Genomic DNA, 23,363 nt, shown 5'->3' with positions numbered 1-23,363 from the left:
GTAGATCCACGCCATGCGTGGATGGGCATCCGCGATGATCGGCACATCGCATCCCCAGTAGATCCACGCCATGCGTGGATGGGCGCACCGCCCATGATCGGCGCATCGCATCCCCGGTAGATCCACGCCATGCGTGGATGGGCGCGCGCCCATGACCTTTGGCCATGGGGCCACGCACCACACAGGCCTAGCATCGAAGGTTCTACCCCTGCTGGAACCTGCCTGATGAAGACCCGTGCCCTGGTGATGTCCGTGCTGTTCGCGCTGGCTGCCACGCCTGCGCTGGCGCAGACCTCGCCGCCGGGCGATGCCGCGGCCCCCGGCCTGCTGCGCATCGATGTGGATGCGCGCGACCTGGCTCGCCGCATCTTCAAGGTGACCGCCACCGTGCCGGTCAAGCCCGGTCCGGTCACCCTGCTGTACCCGCAGTGGATTCCCGGCAACCATTCGCCCACCGGCCCGATCGACAAGCTGGCCGGCCTGCGCGTCACCGCCAATGGCAAGCCGCTGGCCTGGCAGCGCGACCAGTTCAACGTCTACGCATTCAAGGTCGACGTGCCCGAAGGTGTCAGCGAGATCGTCGCCCACTTCGATTTCCTGTCCTCGCAGGGCGGCAGCCAGGGCCGGGTGGTGATGACCCCGGAAATGCTCAACCTGCAGTGGAACGCCAATTCGCTGTACCCGGCCGGCGTCGACGCGCGCAACCTGCAGGCGCAGGCCAGCGTCACCCTGCCCAAGGGCTGGGCCTACGCCACCGCACTGGAAACCGCGCGCCGCGACGGCGATACCGTGGTGTTCAAGCCCATCTCCTACGACCACCTGGTCGACTCGCCGCTGTTTGCCGGTGAGCACCACCAGCGCATCGACCTCGACCCGGGCGCGAAAGTGCCGGTGCACCTCAACGTGTTCGCCGACGATGCAAAATCGCTGAAGCCGACCGACGCGCAGATCAAGCTGCATCGTGCGCTGGTGCAGCAGGCCGACAAGCTGTACGGCGCGCGCCACTACGACCACTACGAATTCCTGCTGGCGCTGACCGACCGTCTCGGCGGCATCGGCCTGGAGCACCATCGCTCCAGCGAGAACAGCGCCGCGCCAGGCTATTTCACCGAGTGGGACAGCAACGCGTGGATGCGCGATCTGCTGCCGCACGAGTACACCCATTCCTGGAACGGCAAGTACCGCCGCGGCGCGGACCTGGCGACGGCCAACTTCAACGTGCCGATGGGCGACAGCCTGCTGTGGGTGTACGAGGGCCAGACCCAGTTCTGGGGCCAGGTGCTGGCCGCGCGCTCGGGCCTGTGGTCGGCCGAGCAGACCCGCGACACGCTGGCCAATGTGGCGGCCACCTATGACCGGGGCCGCCCCGGCCTGGCCTGGCGCGCGCTGCAGGACACCACCAACGACCCGACCATCGCCCAGCGCCGCGGGCTGGCCTACCGCAACTACCAGATGAGCGAGGATTACTACTCCGGCGGGCAGATGCTGTGGCTGGAAGTGGAAGGCAAGCTTCGCGATCTGAGCGGCAACCGCCGCAGCCTGGATGATTTCGCACGCGCGTTCTTCGGCGTCGGCAATGGCGACTGGAACGTCAAGCCGTACACCTTCGAGGACGTGGTGGCGACCCTCAACGGCATCGCCCCGTATGACTGGGCCAGCTTCCTGCGGCAGCGCCTGGACGGCCACGGCTCGCTGACCGGTGGCCTGGAACTGGCCGGCTGGAAGCTGGCCTACCGCGATACGCCCAACGAGGCCTACAAGGTGCAGGAAAAGCGCGCCAAGGCGGCCCTGCTGGCGTACTCGCTGGGTGCGACCGTGCTCGACACCGGCGTGGTTGGTGATGTGATCTGGGACAGCCCGGCCTTCAACGCCGGCCTGGCACCGGGCATGAAGGTGATTGCCGTCGGTGGCCGCGAGTACAGCAGCGAACGCCTGAAGGATGCGGTGTCCGCCGCGGCCAAGGACAAGGCGCCCATCGTGCTGCTGGTCAAGCAGTTCGACCGCATCGACACGATGCGCATCGACTACCACGGTGGCCTGCAGTACCCGGTGCTGGAACGCATCGCCGGCAAGCCGGACCGCCTTGCCGAGCTGTGGAAGGCGCGATGATGTCGTGGCGCCGCGAAGGCCTGGTCCTGCTGGCAGCGATCCTGGCCATCGTCGGCGCCTTCCTGCACGGTGATGGCCGTTGGCTGCACTGGCTCGCCAAGCCGGCAACCACGCTGCTGATCGCGGCCATCGCCTGGCAGGCACGACCGGCGGCATCGCCGTCGTACCGGCGCGCGGTGCTGGCCGGCATGCTGCTGTCCTGCGTGGGCGATATCGCGCTGATGCTGCCGGTGGATGCGTTCGTTCCGGGGCTGGTGGCCTTCCTGCTGGCCCACGTCTGCTACATCGTCGCCTTCCGTGCTGGCCTGCGCGCGGGCGCTGGGTTGTGGGGTGCGTTGGTGCTGCTGGGTGCGTTCGCCACGCTCAACGTGCTGGGCCTGTGGCCGCACCTGCCGGCGCCGATGCGAATTCCGGTGCTGGCCTACGTGGTGGTGCTTGCCTCGATGGCGGTGCTGGCGCTGGCACGCGCGTGGGCGCGGCCGCAGCCGGCAGCTCCGGAATCGTGCAGCGCACGCTGGGCCGCGATCGGCGCCGTGCTGTTCGTCGCCAGCGATTCACTGCTGGCCTGGGACCGTTTCGCTGGCGGCCTGCCGCTGGCCAGTCTGCTGGTGCTGTCCACGTACTATGCCGCGCAGTACGCCATTGCCCGTTCGGTGGGCAGGTGGCCTTTGTAGCGTCGAGCCATGCTCGACTTTGCCCTTTGTAGAGTCGAGCTTGCTCGACTGCTTCTGCCAACAGCAGTCGAGCAAGCTCGACTCTACAAAAGCGCAGCCGAGCATGGCTCGGCGCTACAACGCGCTCATTCGACGTCGGCGGCGCTTTCGCAGGTGCGCTCCGGTGCGCACAGGCGATCCAGCAGGGCCAGGGTCACGCCGTTGCTCCAGCCGAAACCATCCTGCAGCGGGTATTCGCCGCCACCGCCGCCACTGGCCGAGCCATCCACCACGTACTTCTCCACCAGCTTGCCGTCGCGGTCGTAGACCGATTGCACCGTACGCAGGAAGCGCACGCCCAGCGTCCGCGCCAGCGCCTGCTGGCCGTACTGCTGCAGCCCATCTACCGCCACCCACTGCAGCGGCGCCCAGCCGTTCGGGGCGTCCCATTGCTGCCCGGTATCGTGCTGCGTCGTCAGCAGGCCGCCTGAGCGCAGCAGGCCGGCTTCCACGGCATCGGCGGTGCGCCGCGCCTGTGCTGCGTCGGCAATCTTCAGCCACAGCGGGAACAGCGCTGCGGCGGTGAGGGCAGGGCGCTGCTGGCCGCTGTCCAGGTCGCGGTCGACGTAGTAGCCCTGGCGCGCATCCCACAACTGCGTATTGATGGCCGCACGGCGCGAGGCCGCCAGCTGCTGGTAATGACGCGCATCGTCACGCGCGCCTGATGCGGTGCTGGCACGTGCCAGCGTCTGTTCCAGCTGGAACAGCAGGCTGTTCAGATCCACCGGCACGATGGCGGTCGTGCGGATGCTGGACAGCTGCGCGGGGTCATCCAGCCAGCGCGAGCTGAAATCCCAGCCGGATTCGGCACCGGCGCGCAGATCGCGGTAGACCTGCGATGGCGGTCGCTGCGATGCCTGCGCCGCGGTCGCCAGGTCATCCGTCCACGATTCGGTACGCGGCACCGCACGCGCATCCCAGTAGCGGTTCAACAGTTGGCCATCGGCCAAGCGCACCACGCGTTCGCGCGCCTGGCCCGGTGCAAGGCCCTCGGCGCCGTGCATCCAGAACGCGTGTTCGATGCGCAGCTGCGGCAGGTAGCGCCGGTATGCATCGTCACCTTCGTGGCGGGCCAGCAGTTCCACCATCAGGCTGAAGAACGGCGGCTGCGAACGGCTGAGGTAGTAGCTGCGGTTGCCGTTGGGAATGTGGCCGTACTGGTCCAGCTGCCAGGCGAAGTTGTCGACCATGTCGCGCACCTGCTGCCAGCGCTGGCTGGACGCGAGGCCGAGCAGGGTGAAGTAGCTGTCCCAGTAGTAGACCTCGCGGAAACGGCCGCCGGGCACCACGTACGGGTGCGGCAATGGCAGCAGCGAACCGTGCGGATCGACGGTGCTGGTGTGCCGCTGCAGCACCGGCCACAGGCCTTCGATGTGCGCGCGCAGTGTTTCCCCCGCGGGTGGCACGTAGGCCGGCGCATCGCCCGGCAGCGTGAAGCGGGTCGCGACGAAATCGCGCAGCGTGTAACCGGGTTGCCGCTGTGCGGTCTGCCAGTCGGCCAGCACGGCCGCAGCCGGCTGATGCGGCACGGCATCGGCGAAGGTCTTCTGGTCGGCAAACAGGTGGGCGCGCTGCACCTGCTGGAACAACGGCGCGAGCTGCTGGTCGGGAGGCTCAGGGACGCGGGCGGTTTCTTCGGCTGTTGCATTGGCGATGCAGAGCACCAGTGCCAGCGACGCACCGGCCTGGAACATCGAGGGACGCATGGCGTGCCTCCAGAAGGGTGTGCGGCCACTGTAGCCCCGCATGCGTGAAAGCGGTTTGCGGGTTGCTTTTGTAGAGTCGAGCTTGCTCGACTGCTGTTGGAAAGAGCAGTCGAGCAAGCTCGACTCTACAAGAGCGCAGCCGAGCATGGCTCGGCTCTACAAATGCCCGTCAGCGGAACTGCAGGGTCAGCAGGAAGTAGCGGCCCAGCGGATCATCCAGCCCGGCCATCTGCCCGCCACTGCCAACCAGGTAGTTCACCGGCGCGGTGTCCAGCACGTTGTGCACGTCCAGCGCGGCCACCACGCGCGGGCTCAGCTTGCGTGCCACGTGCAGGTTCCAGCGTAGCTGTGCCGGGTTCATGCAGCGGCGATCATTGTGCTGTTGCTGCGGGCAGTCCTCACCGGCCAGCCACGCACGCGTGCGGCCAACGCGGTTGCCACGCAGGGCGATGTCCCACGAGGGATTCTGCCACTGCACGTTGACGATGCCGGCGAACGTGGGCGTGGCGTGGCCGCGCAGGTCCACCGCTTGGCCATGCGCGCGGTCCCGGCGCAGTTCCTGCTGTTTCAGGCCATCCAGCGAGAACAGCCACTGGCCATCGCGGCCGGCATCGATGCGGTATTCGCCGCGCAGCACCCAGTTGCGCGAGGTGGTGCGGCCGATGTTGTCGAATGACAGGCGCAGGTCACGCAGGCGGCCCTGCTCATCCAGTTCCCACGTGTCGGGGTTCCACAGTGCATCGCTTGGCTGCAGGGCGAGGATCTCGTTGCGCAGCTCGACGATGTTGTGGGTCAGCGACAACGAGAACGCGTCGGTGGGCGTCCAGCTGGCCGCCAGCGAATGGCTGCGCGAGGTCTCGGCGCGCAGTGCATCGTTCTCCACCACATCCACTTCCACCGCGCAGCCGCCGCCGCGCAGCGGTAGTGCGCACGGCGGCAGGGTGTCCGATGCGGGCAGCGCCAGCAGGCCGAAGTAGGCCGGCGGTCGCCGCCGCTCGAACAGGCTGGGCGCACGGAAGCCACGGCCGCTGGCCAGCAGGAACGACCAGTGCGGGCTGGGGCTCCAGCGCAGGCCGGCGCGCGGTGAGAACGCGCTGTCGCCATCATCGCGGTCCAGCCGTGCCGCCAGGTCCAGGCGCAGTGTCGAGGCCAGCGGCAGGCCGACTTCGGCGTAGGCCGCACTGCTCGGCCGCGACAGCCGGCGCTGCTCCAGCGGCAGGCCCAGCGCCAGCTCGCCCTTGCCCAGCAGCGGATCGGGCAGCGACGTCCAGCGCTCCTGGCGCAGGTCGATGCCGGTGGCCAGTTGCGCCTTGCCGCCGGGCAGGTCCATCAGTTCGCGCTGCACGCCCCACCAGCCCTGCAGCTGGCTGGTACGGCCGCGGTTGCGGATGTCGGGGAACAGTTCGTCGGCCAGGCCCGGTGGCAGCGTGGAAAAACCGGGCAGGAAGTCCAGCGCGAGCGCAGCCTCCAGCAGGCGCTCGCTGCGTACGGCGCCTCCTGTACGCAGGTCCACCTGGCTGCGCTGCGCGCTCAGGCCGGCCTCCCAGCTGCGGCCGCTCTGGTCGCGGCCGATGCCCACGGTCAGGTCGCCTTCGCTGGCCCGCACCCGCGGCTGCACCTCGCCGCCCTCCTGCAGCACCACGTTGAGCAGGGCGTTGCGGTTGAAGTTCAGTGCGACTGCGGTCGGCCCCAGTTCGAAGCGCTGGCGGTTGTGGCTGGCGCGCGCCTCGACATAGGCATAGCGGCCGTCGCCCCGCTCGTGGCGGTAGCGCAGGTAGCCGGCCACGGTGTCCGATGCCGGCTGCAGCGAACGCGGGCGCACGCTGTCGTACCAGCAGCCATCCTCTTCCTCCTGCAGCGGCGCGTGGCATTCGCTGGCCGGGTAGTAATCGCCATTGGCCAGGATCAGCCCGATCGGGTACAGCTCGCTGTCGGCATGCCAGCGGCGGCGGTCGCCGGCCACGTGGCGCAGGCGGTGCAGGTCGAGGCCGGCGAACCAGCGGTCACCGTTGTCGCGCACGCCGCCGGTGGCGGCCTGCACGCGGTGCTGGTCGCCGTCGCCGCGGCTGCTGGCGCCGGTCTGCAGGGTGGCCTCCGGCCCATCGGCCTGGTCGCGCAGGATGATGTTGACCACGCCGGACATCGCATCGGCACCGTAGATGGCCGATGCGCCCCCGCGTACCAGTTCGATGCGCTCGACGAAACTGAGCGGAATGCCGCCCAGGTCGGTCAAGCCACCTTCCTCCAGCGACACCATCGGGTAGCGCGGCAGGCGGCGGCCGTTGACCAGGAACAGCGTGGCGCGCGGGCCCATGCCGTCCAGGCTGGTGGTGGCGGCGGCGCCCACCGGCAGGTACAGCGAATCACCGCCGCGCGAGGTGCTCAGCGGCGGGTGGCCGTTCATGCCGGGCAGGTGGCGCAGCAGATCGAACAGCGTGCCGTAGCCGCTGCGCAGGATGTCCTCGCGTTCGATCACTGTCACCGGCAGGGTGGTCTGCACCGAGCTGCGTGGCAGGCGGCTGCCGGTGACATGGATCGGTGCCAGTTCCACCTGTGCCGGCCGCTGCGGCCGCGGTGGCGGGGCGGGCGCAATCCGGGCCGGCGGTGCCGCAGCCACGGCATGGCGGCGCAGCACGAAGCCACCACTGGGGGTGCGCAGGATGTTGACCGGCTTGCCGGCCACCAGCGCTTTCAGTGCAGCGGCAGGTTCCTGCGGCCCCTGCGTGCCGGGGCTGCGCAGATCGGCCAGTTCGCGTGCATCGAACACCAGCGCCTGGCCGCTTTGCCGGGCCCACTGCTGCAGCGCCGGCACCAGCGGGCCGGCAGCGATGCGGTACTCGGTGGGTGCGGTGGTGGGCGCATCTGCAGCGGCCGTGGCGCCGGCCAGGGCAAGCCACAGCAGGACCATCAGGCCCTGTCGCAGTGCCCCGGGGCTGGGCATCCGCGCCGCCTCAGTAGGTGCGGCGCAGTTCCAGCGCGCCATCCTTGCGCGGCTGGCCAGCGATCGACCACCCCAGTTCCAGGGCAGACAGCAGTTCGTGCGCATCGCCGGCACGGAAGGTGCCGCTCACCGCCAGGTCGGCGATGTCCGGGTCGGCAATCACCAGCGGCGTGCTGCCGTAGCGGTTCATGCGCTCGACCACGGTGGACAGCGGGGTGGCGTCGAACACCAGCCGGCCCTCGGGCCAGGCTTCGGCGGCGGCGGTGGTGGACAGCTGCGGGCCGGGCTGGATGCGGCCGGACGGCGACACCTGCAGCTGCTGGCCGGGGGCCAGCGTGTGCTGGGCGCTGCCGCTGGTCACTTCCACGGCGCCTTCCAGCAGCGCCACTTCCACCCGGCCATCGGTCAGCCGCTCGACCTGGAAGGTGGTGCCGATATCGCGGATGCTGCTGCCGCCGGCCTGCACCCGCAGCGCGCGCGAGGAGGCGGCCACCTGCAGCTGCATGCGGCCACGCTCCAGTTCCAGTTCGCGCTTGCGCCAGCCGAAGCGGGCGCTCAGCGTGGTGCCGGCATCGAGGGTGGCGACGCTGCCATCGGCCAGCGTGCGCACCTGCGGCTGGTGGCTGGCGTTGGCGTAGATCAGCGGCGTCGGGTTGCCATCGGTGAAGACCATCCAGCCGATGCCCACTGCCAGGCAGACGCCGGCCGCCGCCGCCACCGAAGGCAGCCAGCGCTGTACCGGCACGCGTGCGGCACGGCTGGCGGCGGTGCGCAGCCACGGGTCACCGGCCAAGCCGGCACTGCGCTGGTGCAGCGTCTCGGCCTGTGCCCAGGCGCTGACGTGGGAAGGGTGCTCGGCCAGCCAGTCCTCGAACGCTTCGCGCTCGATCGACGTGCAGTCGGGGGCTTCCAGCCGGGCCACCCAGGCGCTTGCGCGCTCGAACAGCAACGTGTCATCCATGTAGGCGTCGCGGGTCACTCACTATCTCCATCAGTGTGGAGAGGATTGCTGCCCAGCTCCTTGCGCAGGCCCTGGAGGGCACGGGCGATGTGTTTTTCCACCGTCTTGGCGGTGATGCCGCAGTGCCGGGCGATCTGTGCGTAGCTCATCCCGGTGATGCGGTTGAGCAGGTACACCTCGCGGGCACGTTCGGGAAGCTTGAACAGTGCCTGTCGCAGCAGCGCGATCATCTGGCCGGATTCTGCCTGACGCAGTGGATCGGGAGAAGTGCCTTGCGGCTCCTCGCTGCCATCGCGTTCACCCAGCGGCAGGTGGCCGCGCGCCTGCGACGAACGCCCGCGGTCGGCCAGGCGGTTGCGGGCGATGCGGTACAGCAGCAGGCGCAGTTCGTCGGTGCTGCGCCCGCGGTAGCGGATCAGCCGCTCCATGCTGTCCTGTGCAATGTCCTCGGCATCATCCGGGCCGATACCACGCATGCGCAGGAAAGCGCACAGCGGCGCGCGTTCCTCGCGGATGAAGGCGATGAAGGCATCCGGAACCCCGGCCGGGTCCGGCGCGCGACGGGGCAGGGGGGAGGGGGCGGACAGGGGAAGGGCCTCGAACGACGAACGCGTCATCGAGTTTTACAAGACGATGACCCAAGGGGGAAGTCCGTGTCGTATGCCAATGCGTTATGTGAACGCATTCAGATTTTCGTGCGCGATGCACTGGGGGAGATCGGCGCGCTGCGGCGTTCTGCTTTCGTCCCGCGTGGTGCGGGTTTGGAGAGAGAGACCGCAATGAAGCATTCGAAGTTGAGCCTGGCCCTGGCCGGCCTGGTGGGCATGGCAACGCTGGGCGCGATCGGCAACGCAGGGGCGATGAACTACCACGTGCAGGACGACCGCGTCGTCCTCAGTGGTGGCGTCACCTTCGCCGACGTGGTCGCGCTGCCGGCCCTGCTGGCCAAGGCACAGGCCGAAGGCCGGCCGATCCGCGAAGTCGTGCTGCGCACCTCCAACGGTGGCGCGCTGATTGCCGGTGAGTGGCTGCAGGCCATCATCCGCACCAACGGCCTGGACACCATCGTGTCCGGGCACTGCATCTCGTCGTGCTCGATCATGCAGTCCGGCGGCGTCAACCGTTACCTGGCAGGCGATCTGCCGACGGTCGATTCGGTGCAGATCCACGCTGCCAGCAGCGGCGGCCGCATCACCTACGCGCCGTCGCCGCGCATGACCCAGATCTACACCGACAACTATGGCGGCGGCATGGATGCCGGCCTGCTGCACAAGGCCATGTATGAAGTGGTGGCGCCCAACGGCCTGCTGGTGTTCCGCGACCCGGCCCGCACCAACGGCACGTCGGTCAGCTTCGATCCCGATGGCAGCGGCCGCAACCTGCAGCTCTTCCCGGGCCAGGACATCTACAGCAACAACATCATCACCGAGGCCGGTTACCGTAACCCCGGCGATACCCTGACCGTCGCCGGCACTGTCAGCGGTGACATCAACCCGGGCTACATGTCCACTGCCCGCCAGCTGCAGGCCTTCGTCGAGGACGACTTCTCGCGCTGGAACGACGCCGGCTACGCCACCACCTACATCAACCTTGCGGTCAGCATCTACAACGCCGCCAGCGACGGCCCCAACGGCATCGGCGATGCCTCGGTGCAGGACTACCTCAATGACCCGGGCATCCAGCAGCTGCTGCTGGGCAAGCTGCGCCTGGGTGAACTCGATGCCTCCGCGCTGGCCAACTCGGCCGGCGTGATCCGCGTGGCCAAGGGCGGCACCTGGCGCACCTCGGCCACCACCGGCGCCGATTTCATGCTGGTCGACGGCGGCACCATCGCCCTGGAAGGTGGCGCGCTGCGCGCACCGGAAGTGCGGGTGATGCCCGGTGGCATGGTAGTCGGCCACGGCGACATCGCGTCGCTGGAAACCGATACCGACGCGCTGCTCGGCGCGACCGGCCCGTCGCTGCGCGAGGACGGCTTCAACCGCCTGCGCGTGTACGGCACCCTGATGCCGCGCGGTGGCGACCTGGTCACCCACGGCTACGTCAACATCATGCCGGGCGGCAACGTGCTGTTCGATGTCACCGAAGCCGGTGGCAGCGATAGCGGCCGCCTGCGCGTGGGCACCTTCTTCGACGGCGGCCAGACCGACGGCGCGCTGGTGATCTCGCCCGGCGCGCACCTGGAGTTGAACGTCGCCCAGGGCTTCTATGCCGGCAACTACCAGCGCGAACTGATCACCGGGCCGATCTACGAGGACGGTTTCGCCGACGCCGTGCGCCTGGGCGATACGGGCTACAGCGCCAGCATCACCGACAACGAAGTCTTCCGCCCGCGCCACAACTCGCTGCTCAGCTTCAACATCAACCAGACCGAAGACGGCCTGTCGCTGACCGCCAACCCGGGCTTCGACCAGCTGGCACAGCTGACCGCCAGCAACGGCAACCAGAGCCTGGGCGTTGCCCTGGCTGCGGCGGGTGACCGCCAGGATGTCCGCCTGAAGTCGCTGCTGGGCGCGCTGCAGTTTGCCGACCGCGATGTCATCGCACAGCAGGCCGGTGCCCTGCGCGGTGACGGGCACGCCAGCCTGCGCCTGGCCGACAACGCCCTGCTGGGCAGCATCGGCAGCGTGGTGACGCAGCACCAGGCCGGCCTGCGCAGCGGCAGCGGCGATGCCGGTGGCTTGGCGGCGCAGGCGGCACAGTCGGCTGCAGCGCAGCCCGGCATGGCCAGCGGCAGCCTGTTCAACCAGCTGGCCATGCATCTGGTCGAGCCCGCCGCACAGGCCGTGGCCGGCACCGACAGCGGCGCCGGTGCGCGCAACCATGGCTTCTGGGGCCGCGGCTTCGGCAGCCATGGCCGCATCGATGGCGAAGGCGGCGTGGCCGGCCTGAGCCACACCGTGGGCGGCATCGTGCTGGGTGCCGATACGCGCGTGGCCGATGACCGCGTGAGCCTGGGCGTGAGCGTGGCGGCGGCAGACATGTCGACCAAGGCGCGCGATGGCTCCGGCTTCACCGGTGACGTGCGCGCGCTGGATATCGGTGGCTACATCGATGCCACCTACGCGCGTGGCTACCTGTCGGCCGCCGTGCGCTACACCGACCTGCGCCACGACACCCGCCGCGGCATTGCCGGCATCGACGGCCTGAACGATTCGCTGCGCGCCAAGTACAACAACGATGCGATCTCTGCGCGCCTGGAGCACGGCTTCAGCTTCACCACCGGCAACGGGCTGGTGGTGCAGCCGCTGCTGCCGGTGGTGGACTACGCGCGCACCTCGGCCACCCGCTTCAACGAAGGGCAGGGCGCGGGCGCACTGGCCGGCCGTGGCGGCAGCCTGGAAAGCATCCGCGTGGGTGCCGGCCTGCAGCTGTTCAAGACCTTCAACCGTGCCAACGGCGAGCGCATCACCCCGCGCGCGCGCGTGGTCTGGCAGAAGGAACTGGGCGACACCCAGGCCCGCTACAGCACCGGCTTCGCCGCCGCCCCGGACCTGGTGTTCGGCAGCAGCAGCCAGACCCTGGGCGAACAGGTGCTGGCCTGGAACCTGGGCGTCACCAGCCGTGCCAGTGACCGCCTGTCGGTGATGGTGGACTACGTGGGCGAGCGCCGCGATGGCCAGGTGCAGAACGGCGTGATGCTGGGTCTCGGCTACGCGTTCTGAGTAAAGGGCGCACCGGCGGCAGCATTGCCGCCGGTGCGCTATGGTCTGCGCAGGATTCCCGTGCAGGCCCGCCCATGCAGATCGCCGTCTTCAGCGCCCGTCCCTACGACCGCCGCTTCCTGGAAGAAGCCAACGCGCGCGATGGCGCCGGGCAGGGCTTCCGGTTCGTCCACTTCGATGCCGCGCTGGACGTACACACCGCCGCGTTGGCGCAGGACTGCGCCGCCGTCTGCGTATTCGTCAACGACCGCCTTGATGCCCCCGTGCTGCAGGCCCTGCACGCGCTGGGCGTGCGCGCGGTGCTGCTGCGCTGCGCCGGTTTCAACAATGTCGACCTGGCCGAGGCCGCGCGCCTGGGCCTGTTCGTCGCCCGCGTGCCGGCCTATTCGCCCGAAGCCGTGGCCGAACACGCGCTGGCGCTGGTGATGACCCTCAACCGGCAGACCCACCGCGCCTACAACCGCGTGCGCGAAGGCAACTTCATGCTGGATGGCCTGCTGGGCCGCACCCTGCACGGGCGCACGGTGGGCATCGTCGGCACCGGCAAGATCGGCCTGGCCACCGCACGCATCTTCCGTGGCATGGGCTGTACGGTGCTCGGCCATGACCCGTACCCATCAGCGGATTTCGCCGGGCTGGGGGATATGGTCGCGCTGGACGAACTGCTGGCTCGCGCGGACATCGTCTCGCTGCACTGCCCGCTGACGCCGGACACCCAGCACCTCATCAACGACGCCTCGCTGGCGCGCATGAAGCCCGGCGCGATGCTGGTCAACACCTCGCGTGGCGGTCTGGTGGATACCCATGCGGTCATCCGCGCGCTGAAGTCGCGCCGGCTGGGCCATCTGGCCATCGACGTCTACGAGCAGGAAAGCGCGCTGTTCTTCCAGGACCTGTCCGGCGAGATCATCGACGACGAGGCCTTCCAGCGCCTGATGACCTTCCCCAACGTACTGGTGACCGGCCACCAGGGCTTCTTCACCGTGGAGGCGCTGCAGGAGATCTCGGCCATCACCCTGGGCAACCTGGCCGATTTCGCCGCCGGGCGGGCCTGTGGCAACCGGGTAGGGGCGGATTGACCAGCGGGGTGGGCTACCCGTAAAATCGCCTGCTCGGCCGGAATAGCTCAGTTGGTAGAGCGGCGCATTCGTAATGCGTAGGTCGCAGGTTCGACTCCTGTTTCCGGCACCATGTTTGATGAAAAGCCCCGGCCTTGGCCGGGGCTTTTTTTGTGCTGGTAGCGCCGGGCCATGCCCGGCGGGATGCCGGCCCCAGTAGTGCCAGCCCATGGCTGGCAGCCCCCAATTTCCGAATCTCGCAGCCCGCCGGCCCTTTCGGCTTCCCACGCGCCCGGCTCCGCGCCCTGCTCGTAACCCGGAAACCGCACCCGGCCATTCCTGTGCTACGAATACCCAGCCTTGCTTCAAGGCTCTTTCAGGGATTGGAAGGATGCGCAGGTTCGGGGGAACTGCAGGCGGTGTGTCGTCCCGCTTCAGAAGATTTGAAGATCAAATTCGCAAGTTGGGGGCATTTTGCACCTGGCTTTGCTGCGTGCTGCTCATTGGTCTTTGCGTGTCGCCAGCCGCAATGGCGCAGACGACAGTCACCTACATCCACACGGACGCGCTGGGCTCTGTTGTGGCTGAAAGCGATGTCAACGGCAATGTGATCAGACGCTATGACTATGAGCCCTACGGGGCTGTGGTCGGTGGTCAGGTCACGGATGGACCCGGGTACACAGGGCATGTGAGCGACTCGGCTACCGGGCTGAGCTACATGCAGCAGCGGTACATGGATCCGCAGTTGGGTGTTTTCCTGTCGGTCGACCCGGTGACGGCGTATGAGCAGCCGGTTGGGCAGTTCAATCGGTATCGGTACGCGAACGGGAATCCGTACAAGTTCCTTGATCCTGATGGACGGCAGAGTCTGCCGCGCTCGGTTTACGAGACCGACTGGACGAAGCCTGAAACTAGACAGGCGTTCCGTGAAGCTGCGTCCATGGTCGCAGACTTTACTCCCATTGTTGGCGACATAAAGGGAGGCGTAGAAGCTGTTCAGGATCCATCTGCTGTCAACATAGCTGCCGCAGTAGTAGGGCTTGTCCCCGTGGTTGGGGATGGGGCTGGAAAGCTGATAAAAGGTGCCGACAACATAGCGGATGGGGTCAGATTGAATAAGCAACTTGCCAGCGAGCAGCAGCTTGGTGAGCTGATTTCAGGGCAAGGGGACATCATTGCTGGCGGCCCTGGCGAAGTGTTGCTGCGGGATTCGGCGCGTCTTAGCGCTGTGCACGGAGGCCAGGCGTCAGACTGGACCAAGGTGTCAAGCTCTTCTCATAAGGCGCCAGATGGGCAGCAGTTTTCCACTCACGCATATCGGAATCAGGCGAGCGGACAGGTTGTTGAGACAAAAACAAAGATCATTGAAGAGGGGAAGTAGTTCAATGCGAGTTAAAGTTATCGATGAATGGGAGAGCGTTCTCGCTGGTCTCGGTGCAGAGGGTAAGCTAAAGCCTAGATTGTCCGTTACTCGCGGGAGGGAATACACGGTTTATGGGCTTAGCCTGCATGAAGCCTCATCTGTGTATCGGGAAGGTGTACTTACCTGTCAGCTGGTCAGCGATCATGGGAATCTGATTTTTGCGCCGGTTAATATATTTTCAGTGACTGATGGAAAATTCCCGGACTGTTGGAGGACTGAAATTCGCGGTGGCAGCGTTCTTATCTGGCCAGATATTTTCTACAGGGAATTCTTCTTCGATGACCTGTCAGATGGCGTTCCGGAATGTGTCGCAGCCTTCCGACATCTGCAGTCGCAGCTGGAAGGTGCGGGCTGACTGAATTGTCTGAAATAGTAAAAAGGAAGGGAAGGGCATCGATATGAAGGCTAACGCGGGCACGTTGGTCGCGGACGATCCGCATCCAAACATCACTTCGCATCCTGTCCTAAGTTGGCCTTACCGTCACTTACGGACAGTCCGCCCGATGTCATCCGCCCTCACCAAGCGCATCGTTCTTACAGCAGAACCCCGTGATCGGCAGGAGTAGCCCGGTTGCATTTACCTGCTCTTTGATCAGAAGATATCGAAGCGAGTGGCGTATTCCTTTCTGGGATGCCTTGAAGAGTGTTTAGCCTGGATAGAGCGGGCGCAGCTCGCCCAGGTGAGAGTCGACCCAGCCGGGGGGGGCAATAGTGGGAGCTGAGGATTACGCTTTTCTTGCACACCTGCTTGAGTCAGGTCTGTTGGCCGTTGGCAGCGGGATCGATCCCGTGCAGATGGACGCGTATTGGTCGGGAGACATCGGGATTCCGGCGCCGATTGATGCGGACGTTGCGACGTATCTGTTGCGTGCGGATTCCGATGCGTTGATCCGCGCCGCCCTGTGGGTCGTGCGAGGTCACTTCCTGTCCGCTACCTATCCCGCGTTGCATATGCGCGCAGTTCGCTGGCTGTTCGCCCGGGATCGGCTTGCACGGTCCGAGCTGCCCGGCTTGCTTGCCCTGATGTCGCGCCAGGGGCTGGGCCATGACGGTGAGGCAATCGCCCAGATTGCGATGGACGCGCTGGAAGAGGGAAGGCTGGACGAAGGCGAGGGGCTGATTGTTCCCATGCTGTGGTGCCTCGGCGCGTCTTCCTTGAGACTCTTTGTTGATTTCAACAACCGCGATGCCGACGGCCACCTGCGGCTCGATCTATGCGGCACGCAGAACGACGTTGCCGCACAGTCGCTCGTTCTGCAGGATGGGTTGATCGCCACCGGCTACGACGGCGACCTGGCCGCGGCTATCATCGTGATCGGGCCGGGCAGCGAAGGTGTGTGGCGAGCCAGGATCGTGGATGGCCCTTGGGAGGAGTTGCGAACGTTGAAAGTGTGAGGTTACGGAGGCGGAAGCCCAGGCTGCCGCAGTTCAATGGAAGAATGTTTCACTTGGGTGCCACGATGAAGATGGTTGGTTTGGTTCTTGCGGGTCTGGTTTTATTGTCATTGTCCGGCTGTGAAGCCCCGCCGCGCTTTGACATCTGTAAGTATCGTGGAAACTCAAGTTCTGAAAATTTCTGCGTTGTCTCCTATGTTTATCTGATGGCACATCCCGAGCAGTTTGAGGGCCGGGATGTGGAGTTCCGGGCCTGGGCTCGCGTGGCCAGTGATGCCACTCTCTTTTTCCCGACCAGGGAGGCCATGGACGACGGTGAGTCTGTCTCTTCGATGGTTGCTTATGGAGAGGCGGTGGCTTCTGATCTCATTGAAAGAGAGGGAATTGCACGCGTACTTGTGCGGGGCAGGTTCTATCTGTCTGAAGGGAAGGTGCATCCCTTGGACGCCGAGCGACTTGGTGTCATTCAGAACGCCGTGATCCTGCCTTAGGCCGGAGTGCCGCCGGTCCATCCTTCGCCCGGGCTGTCGTTTCCTGCACGCTCAATAGACCGATTGCGTCATAACGGCCCAAGCCACGCGTTGTCCATCAACGGTGCGAAAATTCGCCGTACAACAATTGGGAAGCGAAAAGCGTCACGCGCCCCGCTGATCTCCGGTCCATTCGCGGCTCCAGATGTCGCATAAGTCTCTACATCAGTGCGCTCGCGACTTTCCTCGTCGTCTCCGCCACTCACCCCGCATGCAACACTTCCCACCGCACTCTCGATTCCCTCCGAACCTTTCGGATTTTTCTCATTGAATCGAAAGCGCAGGCGTAGACAACATGGCGCGCCACCGAAAAAGGGTGGCCGGGTGTGCAAACCCGAGCATAGCTGTAAACGCTTGCCAGCCGGCACCGTCCTGAAGCGGTGCCGGCTGGCAATCCGTCGGCCTTTATGGCGGGCGGTGCGTGGGGGTCTCCGGACCCACCGGCTAGCTATGCCCGGTTTGCAACCCGCACCGTCCGCCACCCGCCTCCGCGCGGTGGCGCTGTCAAATACAGCCACGGAAGCCGATGCCATGACCACGCGCAAGAACCCACCGCTCCATGTTGTTGATGCCGTCAACGACGATGAAGACCCCACCTCCGATATCAGCACCTTCCAGGGCTGCCTCACCCGTATCCGGGATGGCGAAGGCTCCGATGGCATGCTCTGGCCGGAAGAGAATCTGTCCGACGGCCGCAGACAATCCTTGGCGCGGATCGACCGTGCGGCCGTGGCCATCCTCACGGCGGCGGAGATGCTGCACGCAGCCAACCGCTGCAAGACCATGGCCACGCCCCGCCGCCACCTCGATGAGGGCGTGGTGGAAGGGCTGTTCTTCGCCTGCCGCGAGCTGGCGGAACTGGTGTGCCGGGAAATCAGGCCGTCCTGACGTCCTGACATCCTGGCGGGGCAAGCGGGGTCGTACAAACCCGCTGTCCCGGCCCGGGGCTGCCTGATACGCTGCGCCAGCGCGCCCCGTCGCGGGGCCTCAGGGATCGTGTGCCATGGCATCAGGGAATGTGTTGCGCCGAACCATCCTTGCCGCAGCCCTTGTGGTTCCGGTAGCGCTTCCTGCGCTGGCATGGGCCGCGCAGGAGGCCGAGACCACGCGTTTCGTACGGGAAGCGCGGCAGCTGGAAGCCTCTCCGCTGCAGCCCGGTGCGCAGGACATGCGGCGGTGGCTGCTCAACTGGACGATGGAAACGCCGGATTATCAGGTGATTATCTGCCCGGTCCTTGGGCTGCCCGAGACCGTGGATGAGGAGACCTCGATCGCTCCGGAAATACTCGCGCAGCAGATGTTTGGAAACCTGGCCTATCAGATCACGCAGGGCAGTGACGGCGACGAGGTGGACCGGCAGTTGGCCGGCGTGGAAAGTGCACTCAAGGCCTACGCGGTGTTTCTGAAGGCCGATCCCGCGCTGAAGATCCCGGGTGTGGATCACCTGGCCGCGTTGCAGAAGGCCGGCACCCTGCGCGCGCATGTGGCGGCGGTCCTTGAGGAAAAGTGCAGCGGCGATGCTCCCAGGGAAACCCTGAGACTGGACGCGGACGATGCAGCGCCGCCTGTCCGGGGGCCGTTCCTGGGGGACTTCCTGCGCGGCACCAGCGTGGTCTACCCGATGCAGGTGGGCCAGTGGCACGCGGTGGATGAGCGCCGGTACGACGATGTGCTCGGTGGCGCTTCCATCCGCTTCGCGCGGCCGGGCGACACCAGCGGCTGGATCGACCTGTATTTCTATCCCGTCGGCCTGCAGGAGCCGGCCGAGCAACAGACGATGGCCGAGGGTGAGCGCGAGGCCCTGCTGGATGCGCGCAGGGAATTGATGGCCAGCGAACGGGACATGTCCGCGCTGCAGCCGCTGGTGGTACCGGTGGCCAGCCTGGGCGCCGGTGGACCGGCGCGGGTGGACGCGAACGCGCTGGACTTCAGCTACAGCAGCAAGGGCAAGGCATACAGCTCGGTGATGATCTTTGCGGTTGACCGCATGTACGCCATCAAGCTGCGCTACAGCGTGGAGGCGGCGACAGCCAGCCGCCAGCAGGCGCGCCGGGAGGCAGAGGCGTTCTTCAGGACGATGCTGTCGGGCGTGCAGGTCAGCAGTTTCGGAACCTGCGGCCGGGTACCTGCGGCGGACCAACTGCGGCTGCGCGCCGGCTGCGAGGGCGTCGATCCGCTGCTGCCGGTGGTGGGGGAGGGCCAGCGCGAGCTGCGCTTCGAGTACCCCGCGCCCCATGGCGCTGCGGCGCGGTAGGGGGCGTCCAGCCATGCAGCCGAACGACAGGCGCCTTGGCTGCATTCCTGAATACGTTCATCGGGCTTTGCCGATTCCGGCATCCGCGCCCCCTGCGCACCCGGTGCGACAACGTGTCGCAGCGATATCCGGCCACTTCCTGCGCTGGATCATTGTCAATGCCCTTCTTAAATGTTGCGTGACGGCCTAAAATTGAAAGGCTGACTCGACCCCACCTCACTGCCTGTCTCAACCGCAGGCGGGACCGGCTTTGGCCGGAGCGGGCAGGACGGGGAACGGCATTCCCTCGCAATTGGATCGACCGATGATTCCGTTGAAAACCCTTGGGCGCTGGTTGCGCCCGGGCCTGCTGCTGTCGTTGCTGGTGATGCTCACCGGTTGCGATGCCGTGGCCATCCTCAGTCCGAAGGGCCAGATCGGCCAGGATGAGAAGACCCTGCTGATCACGGCTACCGTGCTCATGCTGCTGGTCGTCATCCCGGTCATCATCATGACCCTGACCTTCGCGTGGAAGTATCGCGCCTCCAACACCAAGGCCCGCTACGAGCCGAAGTGGTCCCACTCGACGGCGATCGAGGTGGTGGTGTGGTCGATCCCCTGCATGATCGTGCTGGTCCTGGCGGTGCTGACCTGGCGGTCCTCGCACGCGCTTGACCCGTACAAGCCGCTGGAGTCGGACGTCAAGCCGGTGACCATCGAGGCGATCTCGCTGGACTGGAAGTGGCTGTTCATCTATCCGGAAGAGAAGGTTGCGGTCGTCAACGAGATCAAGTTCCCGGTCAACACCCCGCTGAACTTCAAGATCACGTCCGACACGGTGATGAATGCCTTCTTCATCCCGCACCTGGGCAGCATGATCTATTCGATGGCGGCGATGGAGACCAAGCTCCACCTGATCGCCAACGAAACCGGTGAATTCCCGGGCATGTCCTCGCACTACAGCGGCCTGGGCTTCGCCAAGATGCATTTCACCGCGTATTCGGTCACCGATGCCGAGTACCGCCAGTGGCTGGACCAGGTCCGCGCCGGCACGGAAACGCTCGACAAGGCCACCTTCAAGGCCCTGGGCGAAGCGAAGAACTCCGAGTGGTACCCGGTTACCTACTACGGCACCGTGGAAGAAGGCCTGTTCAACTGGGTCCTCGCCAAGCACATGGGTGACAACAGGCACTACGGCATGAAGCATTCCCACGCGGGTGCTGCTGCGGCAGATGCGGCCAGCCATGAAGCGCACGAGGGGCACGCCCCGATGGACGCGCATGACTCCAAGGAATCCGGGAAGAACCTGGACGCCACCGAAGAACACGAACACGCTGGCCATGAAGGCCACATGGGTTCGGGAGAATGAACATGCTGGGAAAACTCTCTCTTGAGTCGATCCCCCACGATCCGATCGTGCTGACCACTCTGGTCGGCGCGGTGCTGGGTGGCCTGGGCGTCATGGCCCTGATCACCAAGTTCAAGCTGTGGGGCTATCTGTGGAAAGAGTGGTTCACTTCGGTGGACCACAAGAAGATCGGCGTGATGTACCTCATCGTCGCCTTCGTCATGCTGCTGCGCGGTTTCTCCGACGCCATCATGATGCGTACCCAGCAGGCCATCGCCGTCGGCGGGTCCGAGGGTTACCTGCCGCCGCACCACTACGACCAGATCTTCACCGCCCACGGCGTGATCATGATCTTCTTCGTGGCGATGCCGCTCATCACCGGCCTGATGAACCTGGCCGTGCCGCTGCAGATCGGTGCGCGCGACGTCGCGTTCCCGTTCGTCAACTCGCTCAGCTTCTGGCTGTTCGTGTCCGGCGCGGTGCTGATCATGCTGTCGCTGTGGATCGGCGAATTCGCCGCCACCGGCTGGCTGGCCTTCCCACCATTGTCGGGTATCGAGTACAGCAACAATGTAGGTATGGACTACTACATATGGGGCCTACAGGTCGCGGGCCTGGGTACCACCCTGAGTGGTATCAACTTCTTCATTACCATCCTGAAGATGCGCACCCCGAGCATGAAGCTGATGCAGATGCCGGTGTTCACCTGGACTGCCCTGGTGACCAACGTGCTGATCGTCGCTGCCTTCCCGGTGCTGACCATCACCCTGGTGCTGCTGACCCTCGATCGTTACCTGGGTACGCACTTCTTCACCAATGATGGTGGCGGCAACGCCATGCTGTACATCAACCTGATCTGGATCTGGGGCCACCCGGAAGTCTATATCCTGGTCCTGCCGGCCTTCGGCGTGTTCTCCGAAGTCATCGCGACCTTCTCGCGCAAGGCACTGTTCGGCTACAAGGGCATGGTCTACGCCACCGCCTGCATCGGCGTGCTGTCGTTCATCGTGTGGCTGCACCACTTCTTCACCATGGGCTCGGGTGCCAACGTCAATGCCTTCTTCGGCATCACGACGATGATCATCTCGATCCCCACCGGCGTGAAGATCTTCAACTGGCTGTTCACCATGTTCCGCGGTCGCGTGCAGTTCACCACGCCCGTGCTGTGGACCATCGGCTTCATGGTCACCTTCACCATCGGCGGCATGACCGGCGTGATGCTGGCGATCCCGGCCATCGACTTCGTGCTGCACAACAGCCTGTTCCTGATCGCCCACTTCCACAACGTCATCATCGGCGGCGTGGTGTTCGGCATGTTCGCCGGCATCACCTACTGGTGGCCGAAGATGTTCGGCTTCCGCCTGAACGAATTCTGGGGCAAGTGCGCGTTCTGGTGCTGGTTCATCGGCTTCTACGTGACTTTCATGCCGATGTACGTGCTGGGCTTCATGGGCATGACCCGTCGCCTGCAGAGCACCGTCAACCCGGCCTACGAGCCGTTCCTGCTGGTTGCCGCCGTGGGCGCCTTCATCGTGGGTGCCGGCATCCTGTGCCAGATCATCCAGGTGGCCGTGTCCATCCGCGACCGCAAGAAGACTGCCGACCTGACCGGCGACCCGTGGGATGCCCGTACGCTGGAGTGGGAAACCTCTTCGCCGCCGGCCTTCTACAACTTCGGCGCCCTGCCGGAAGTCACCGAGCTGGACGATTTCTGGGAGCGCAAGCAGCGTGGTGAAGCCTGGCCGAAGCCGGCCAAGTACACCGACATCCACATGCCGCGCAACACCGGCACTGGCGTGGTGATCGGCGCCTTCAGCCTGGTGTTCGGTTTCGCGATGATCTGGCACATCTGGTGGCTGGCCATCATTGGCTTCGTCGGCATGATCGCCACGTTCATCTACCGCACCTTCGACCAGGACGTGGACTACTGGGTCCCGGCCGCCGAGGTGGAACGCATCGAGAACGAACACCGCAAGCACCTGGAAAACCAGGGCCTGGTGAAGTCGGAGCTGAAGGCATGAGCACCAATACCTCGACCCTGAGCCACGGGCACGCCGCGCAAGCGGCGGCCCATGGCCATGACGACCACGAGCACCACGACACCGGCGGCAACACCGTCTTCGGTTTCTGGGTGTACCTGATGAGCGACTGCCTCATCTTCGCCTCGCTGTTCGCCACCTACGTTGTGCTGGCCGGCGGCACCGACGGTGGCCCGGGTCCGAAGGACCTGTTCGAGCTGCCGTTCGTGGCGTGGGAAACCGCGCTGCTGCTGACCTCGTCGCTGACCTTCGGCCTGGGCATGATCGCCATGCACCGCAAGCAGGTCGGCCAGATGTTCCTGTGGCTGGCCGTCACCTGGCTGCTGGGCTTCGGCTTCATGTGCATGGAAGTCTATGAATTCCATCACCTGATCCATCAGGGCTATGGTCCGGACCGCAGTGCCTTCCTGTCGGCGTTCTTCGCCCTGGTCGGTACCCACGGCCTGCACGTCAGCGCCGGCCTGCTGTGGCTGCTGGTGATGTTCGTGCAGCTGAAGAAGTACGGCCTGACCCCGACCAACAAGACCCGCATGGCGTGCCTGAGCCTGTTCTGGCACTTCCTGGATCTCATCTGGATCGGCGTGTTCTCCGTCGTCTACCTCAATGGAGCGCTGTAATGGCACATGACAACCATGCACACGACCACGCAGCCGGTGGCGAGAGCCACGGCAGCGTCAAGTCCTACCTGATCGGCTTCGTGCTGGCGGTGGTGCTGACCGTCATCCCGTTCTGGGTGGTGATGTCCGGCGACTTCTCGCGCACTGTCAGCGGTGTGGTCATCGCGGTCACCGCGGTGCTGCAGATGCTGGTCCACCTGGTGTTCTTCCTGCACCTGGACCGCTCTTCGGAAAGCCGCTGGAACGTCAACGCTGCTGCCTTCACCGTCGTGGTGATCGGCATCATCGTGATCGGCACCCTGTGGGTCATGCACAACATGAACGTGCACATGATGCACTGACGTCTTCGCGACGTTGCCACATGCGAAAAGGCCGCCCCTCGGGGCGGCCTTTTTGTTTGGGTCGGGTGGGGCGTTTCGCGCGTTCGCCGGCCAGCGGCCGGCGCTACCAGGGGAAGTCGGTTGCGTGTTCTTCCGGTTGGTAGTGCCGGCTGCTGGCCGGCAATCGCGCGTTTCGCCGGGCATGGCCCGGCGCTACCGGGGGATGTCGGGTGTGCGCTTCGCCGGGGGGGGGGCGGGGCCGGCGGGGGGGGGGGGGGGGGGGGGGGGAACACCAGCGCGGGCGG

Annotated in this window: 18 protein-coding genes and 1 tRNA gene; 15 read left to right on the top strand and 4 right to left on the bottom strand. The window is 65.9% G+C overall.

Annotated features, from left to right (window positions below):
- Positions 1–225 precede the first annotated feature (225 nt).
- Both IAE41_RS17085 and IAE41_RS17080 read left to right on the top strand, forming a co-directional pair.
- Positions 226–2,109 carry a M61 family metallopeptidase gene (locus tag IAE41_RS17085; RefSeq protein ID WP_200733936.1) on the top strand — a complete coding sequence of 628 codons (1,884 nt, stop codon included), beginning with the start codon at positions 226–228 and terminating at the stop codon, positions 2,107–2,109.
- Positions 2,106–2,783, top strand: a complete 678-nt coding sequence (locus IAE41_RS17080) for a lysoplasmalogenase (protein WP_200733935.1) — start codon at positions 2,106–2,108, stop codon at positions 2,781–2,783. Before IAE41_RS17085 ends, IAE41_RS17080 begins: the two co-directional genes overlap by 4 nt.
- Before the next feature lie 125 nt (positions 2,784–2,908).
- Here the strand turns inward: IAE41_RS17080 and treA are convergent, their stop codons facing one another.
- From treA to IAE41_RS17060, 4 genes are all read right to left on the bottom strand, one after another.
- The gene (gene treA, locus IAE41_RS17075; protein ID WP_200733934.1) at positions 2,909–4,528 is read right to left on the bottom strand and encodes an alpha,alpha-trehalase TreA; all 1,620 of its coding nucleotides are present in this window, start codon (positions 4,526–4,528) and stop codon (positions 2,909–2,911) included.
- A 169-nt stretch (positions 4,529–4,697) separates the two neighbouring features.
- Positions 4,698–7,469, bottom strand: a complete 2,772-nt coding sequence (locus tag IAE41_RS17070; RefSeq protein ID WP_200733933.1) for a TonB-dependent receptor — start codon at positions 7,467–7,469, stop codon at positions 4,698–4,700.
- Positions 7,470–7,479: 10 nt separating this feature from the next.
- Complete coding sequence (locus IAE41_RS17065) at positions 7,480–8,448, bottom strand: FecR domain-containing protein (RefSeq protein WP_200733932.1); 969 nt, start codon at positions 8,446–8,448, stop codon at positions 7,480–7,482.
- Positions 8,445–9,047 carry a sigma-70 family RNA polymerase sigma factor gene (locus IAE41_RS17060; protein ID WP_200733931.1) on the bottom strand — a complete coding sequence of 201 codons (603 nt, stop codon included), beginning with the start codon at positions 9,045–9,047 and terminating at the stop codon, positions 8,445–8,447. Before IAE41_RS17060 ends, IAE41_RS17065 begins: the two co-directional genes overlap by 4 nt.
- Before the next feature lie 162 nt (positions 9,048–9,209).
- Between IAE41_RS17060 and IAE41_RS17055 the strand changes: the two genes are divergently transcribed.
- The 13 genes from IAE41_RS17055 (at position 9,210) to cyoD (ending at position 23,079) form a co-directional block, all read left to right on the top strand.
- A complete protein-coding gene (locus IAE41_RS17055) occupies positions 9,210–12,095 on the top strand; it encodes an autotransporter domain-containing protein (RefSeq protein WP_200733930.1) in 2,886 nt (961 codons plus the stop codon).
- A gap of 74 nt (positions 12,096–12,169) precedes the next feature.
- On the top strand, positions 12,170–13,174 hold the full coding sequence (locus IAE41_RS17050) for a 2-hydroxyacid dehydrogenase (protein ID WP_200733929.1): 1,005 nt from the start codon (positions 12,170–12,172) through the stop codon (positions 13,172–13,174).
- A 36-nt stretch (positions 13,175–13,210) separates the two neighbouring features.
- Positions 13,211–13,286 (top strand) — tRNA-Thr (locus tag IAE41_RS17045).
- Positions 13,287–13,574: 288 nt separating this feature from the next.
- Positions 13,575–14,534: an RHS repeat-associated core domain-containing protein gene (locus tag IAE41_RS22565; protein WP_325167012.1), complete on the top strand. Its 960-nt coding sequence runs from the start codon at positions 13,575–13,577 to the stop codon at positions 14,532–14,534.
- Between the two features lie 4 nt (positions 14,535–14,538).
- On the top strand, positions 14,539–14,931 hold the full coding sequence (locus IAE41_RS17035) for a hypothetical protein (protein WP_200733928.1): 393 nt from the start codon (positions 14,539–14,541) through the stop codon (positions 14,929–14,931).
- 407 nt (positions 14,932–15,338) lie between these two features.
- Positions 15,339–15,971 (top strand): hypothetical protein, encoded by a 633-nt coding sequence (locus tag IAE41_RS17030; protein WP_200733927.1) that lies wholly within the window; start codon positions 15,339–15,341, stop codon positions 15,969–15,971.
- Between the two features lie 65 nt (positions 15,972–16,036).
- Positions 16,037–16,462 carry a hypothetical protein gene (locus IAE41_RS17025; protein ID WP_200733926.1) on the top strand — a complete coding sequence of 142 codons (426 nt, stop codon included), beginning with the start codon at positions 16,037–16,039 and terminating at the stop codon, positions 16,460–16,462.
- A gap of 570 nt (positions 16,463–17,032) precedes the next feature.
- Positions 17,033–17,389, top strand: a complete 357-nt coding sequence (locus IAE41_RS17020) for a hypothetical protein (RefSeq protein WP_079221112.1) — start codon at positions 17,033–17,035, stop codon at positions 17,387–17,389.
- 115 nt (positions 17,390–17,504) lie between these two features.
- Positions 17,505–18,755 carry a hypothetical protein gene (locus tag IAE41_RS17015; RefSeq protein ID WP_200733925.1) on the top strand — a complete coding sequence of 417 codons (1,251 nt, stop codon included), beginning with the start codon at positions 17,505–17,507 and terminating at the stop codon, positions 18,753–18,755.
- A 304-nt stretch (positions 18,756–19,059) separates the two neighbouring features.
- Complete coding sequence (gene cyoA / locus IAE41_RS17010; RefSeq protein ID WP_200733924.1) at positions 19,060–20,103, top strand: ubiquinol oxidase subunit II; 1,044 nt, start codon at positions 19,060–19,062, stop codon at positions 20,101–20,103.
- A gap of 2 nt (positions 20,104–20,105) precedes the next feature.
- Entirely contained in the window at positions 20,106–22,103 is a 1,998-nt protein-coding gene (gene cyoB / locus IAE41_RS17005) for a cytochrome o ubiquinol oxidase subunit I (RefSeq protein ID WP_108747782.1), read from the top strand.
- Entirely contained in the window at positions 22,100–22,738 is a 639-nt protein-coding gene (gene cyoC, locus IAE41_RS17000; RefSeq protein WP_108760122.1) for a cytochrome o ubiquinol oxidase subunit III, read from the top strand. Before cyoB ends, cyoC begins: the two co-directional genes overlap by 4 nt.
- Complete coding sequence (gene cyoD, locus IAE41_RS16995; protein WP_079221116.1) at positions 22,738–23,079, top strand: cytochrome o ubiquinol oxidase subunit IV; 342 nt, start codon at positions 22,738–22,740, stop codon at positions 23,077–23,079. The genes cyoC and cyoD overlap by 1 nt, the downstream gene beginning before the upstream one ends.
- The last annotated feature ends 284 nt before the right edge of the window (positions 23,080–23,363 follow it).

Origin of the sequence: Stenotrophomonas sp. S39 (genome assembly GCF_016624665.1) — a bacterium.
GTDB lineage: Bacteria > Pseudomonadota > Gammaproteobacteria > Xanthomonadales > Xanthomonadaceae > Stenotrophomonas.
Note: the sequence above shows the minus strand (reverse complement) of the source record. Positions and strands in the feature narration are given on the sequence as shown.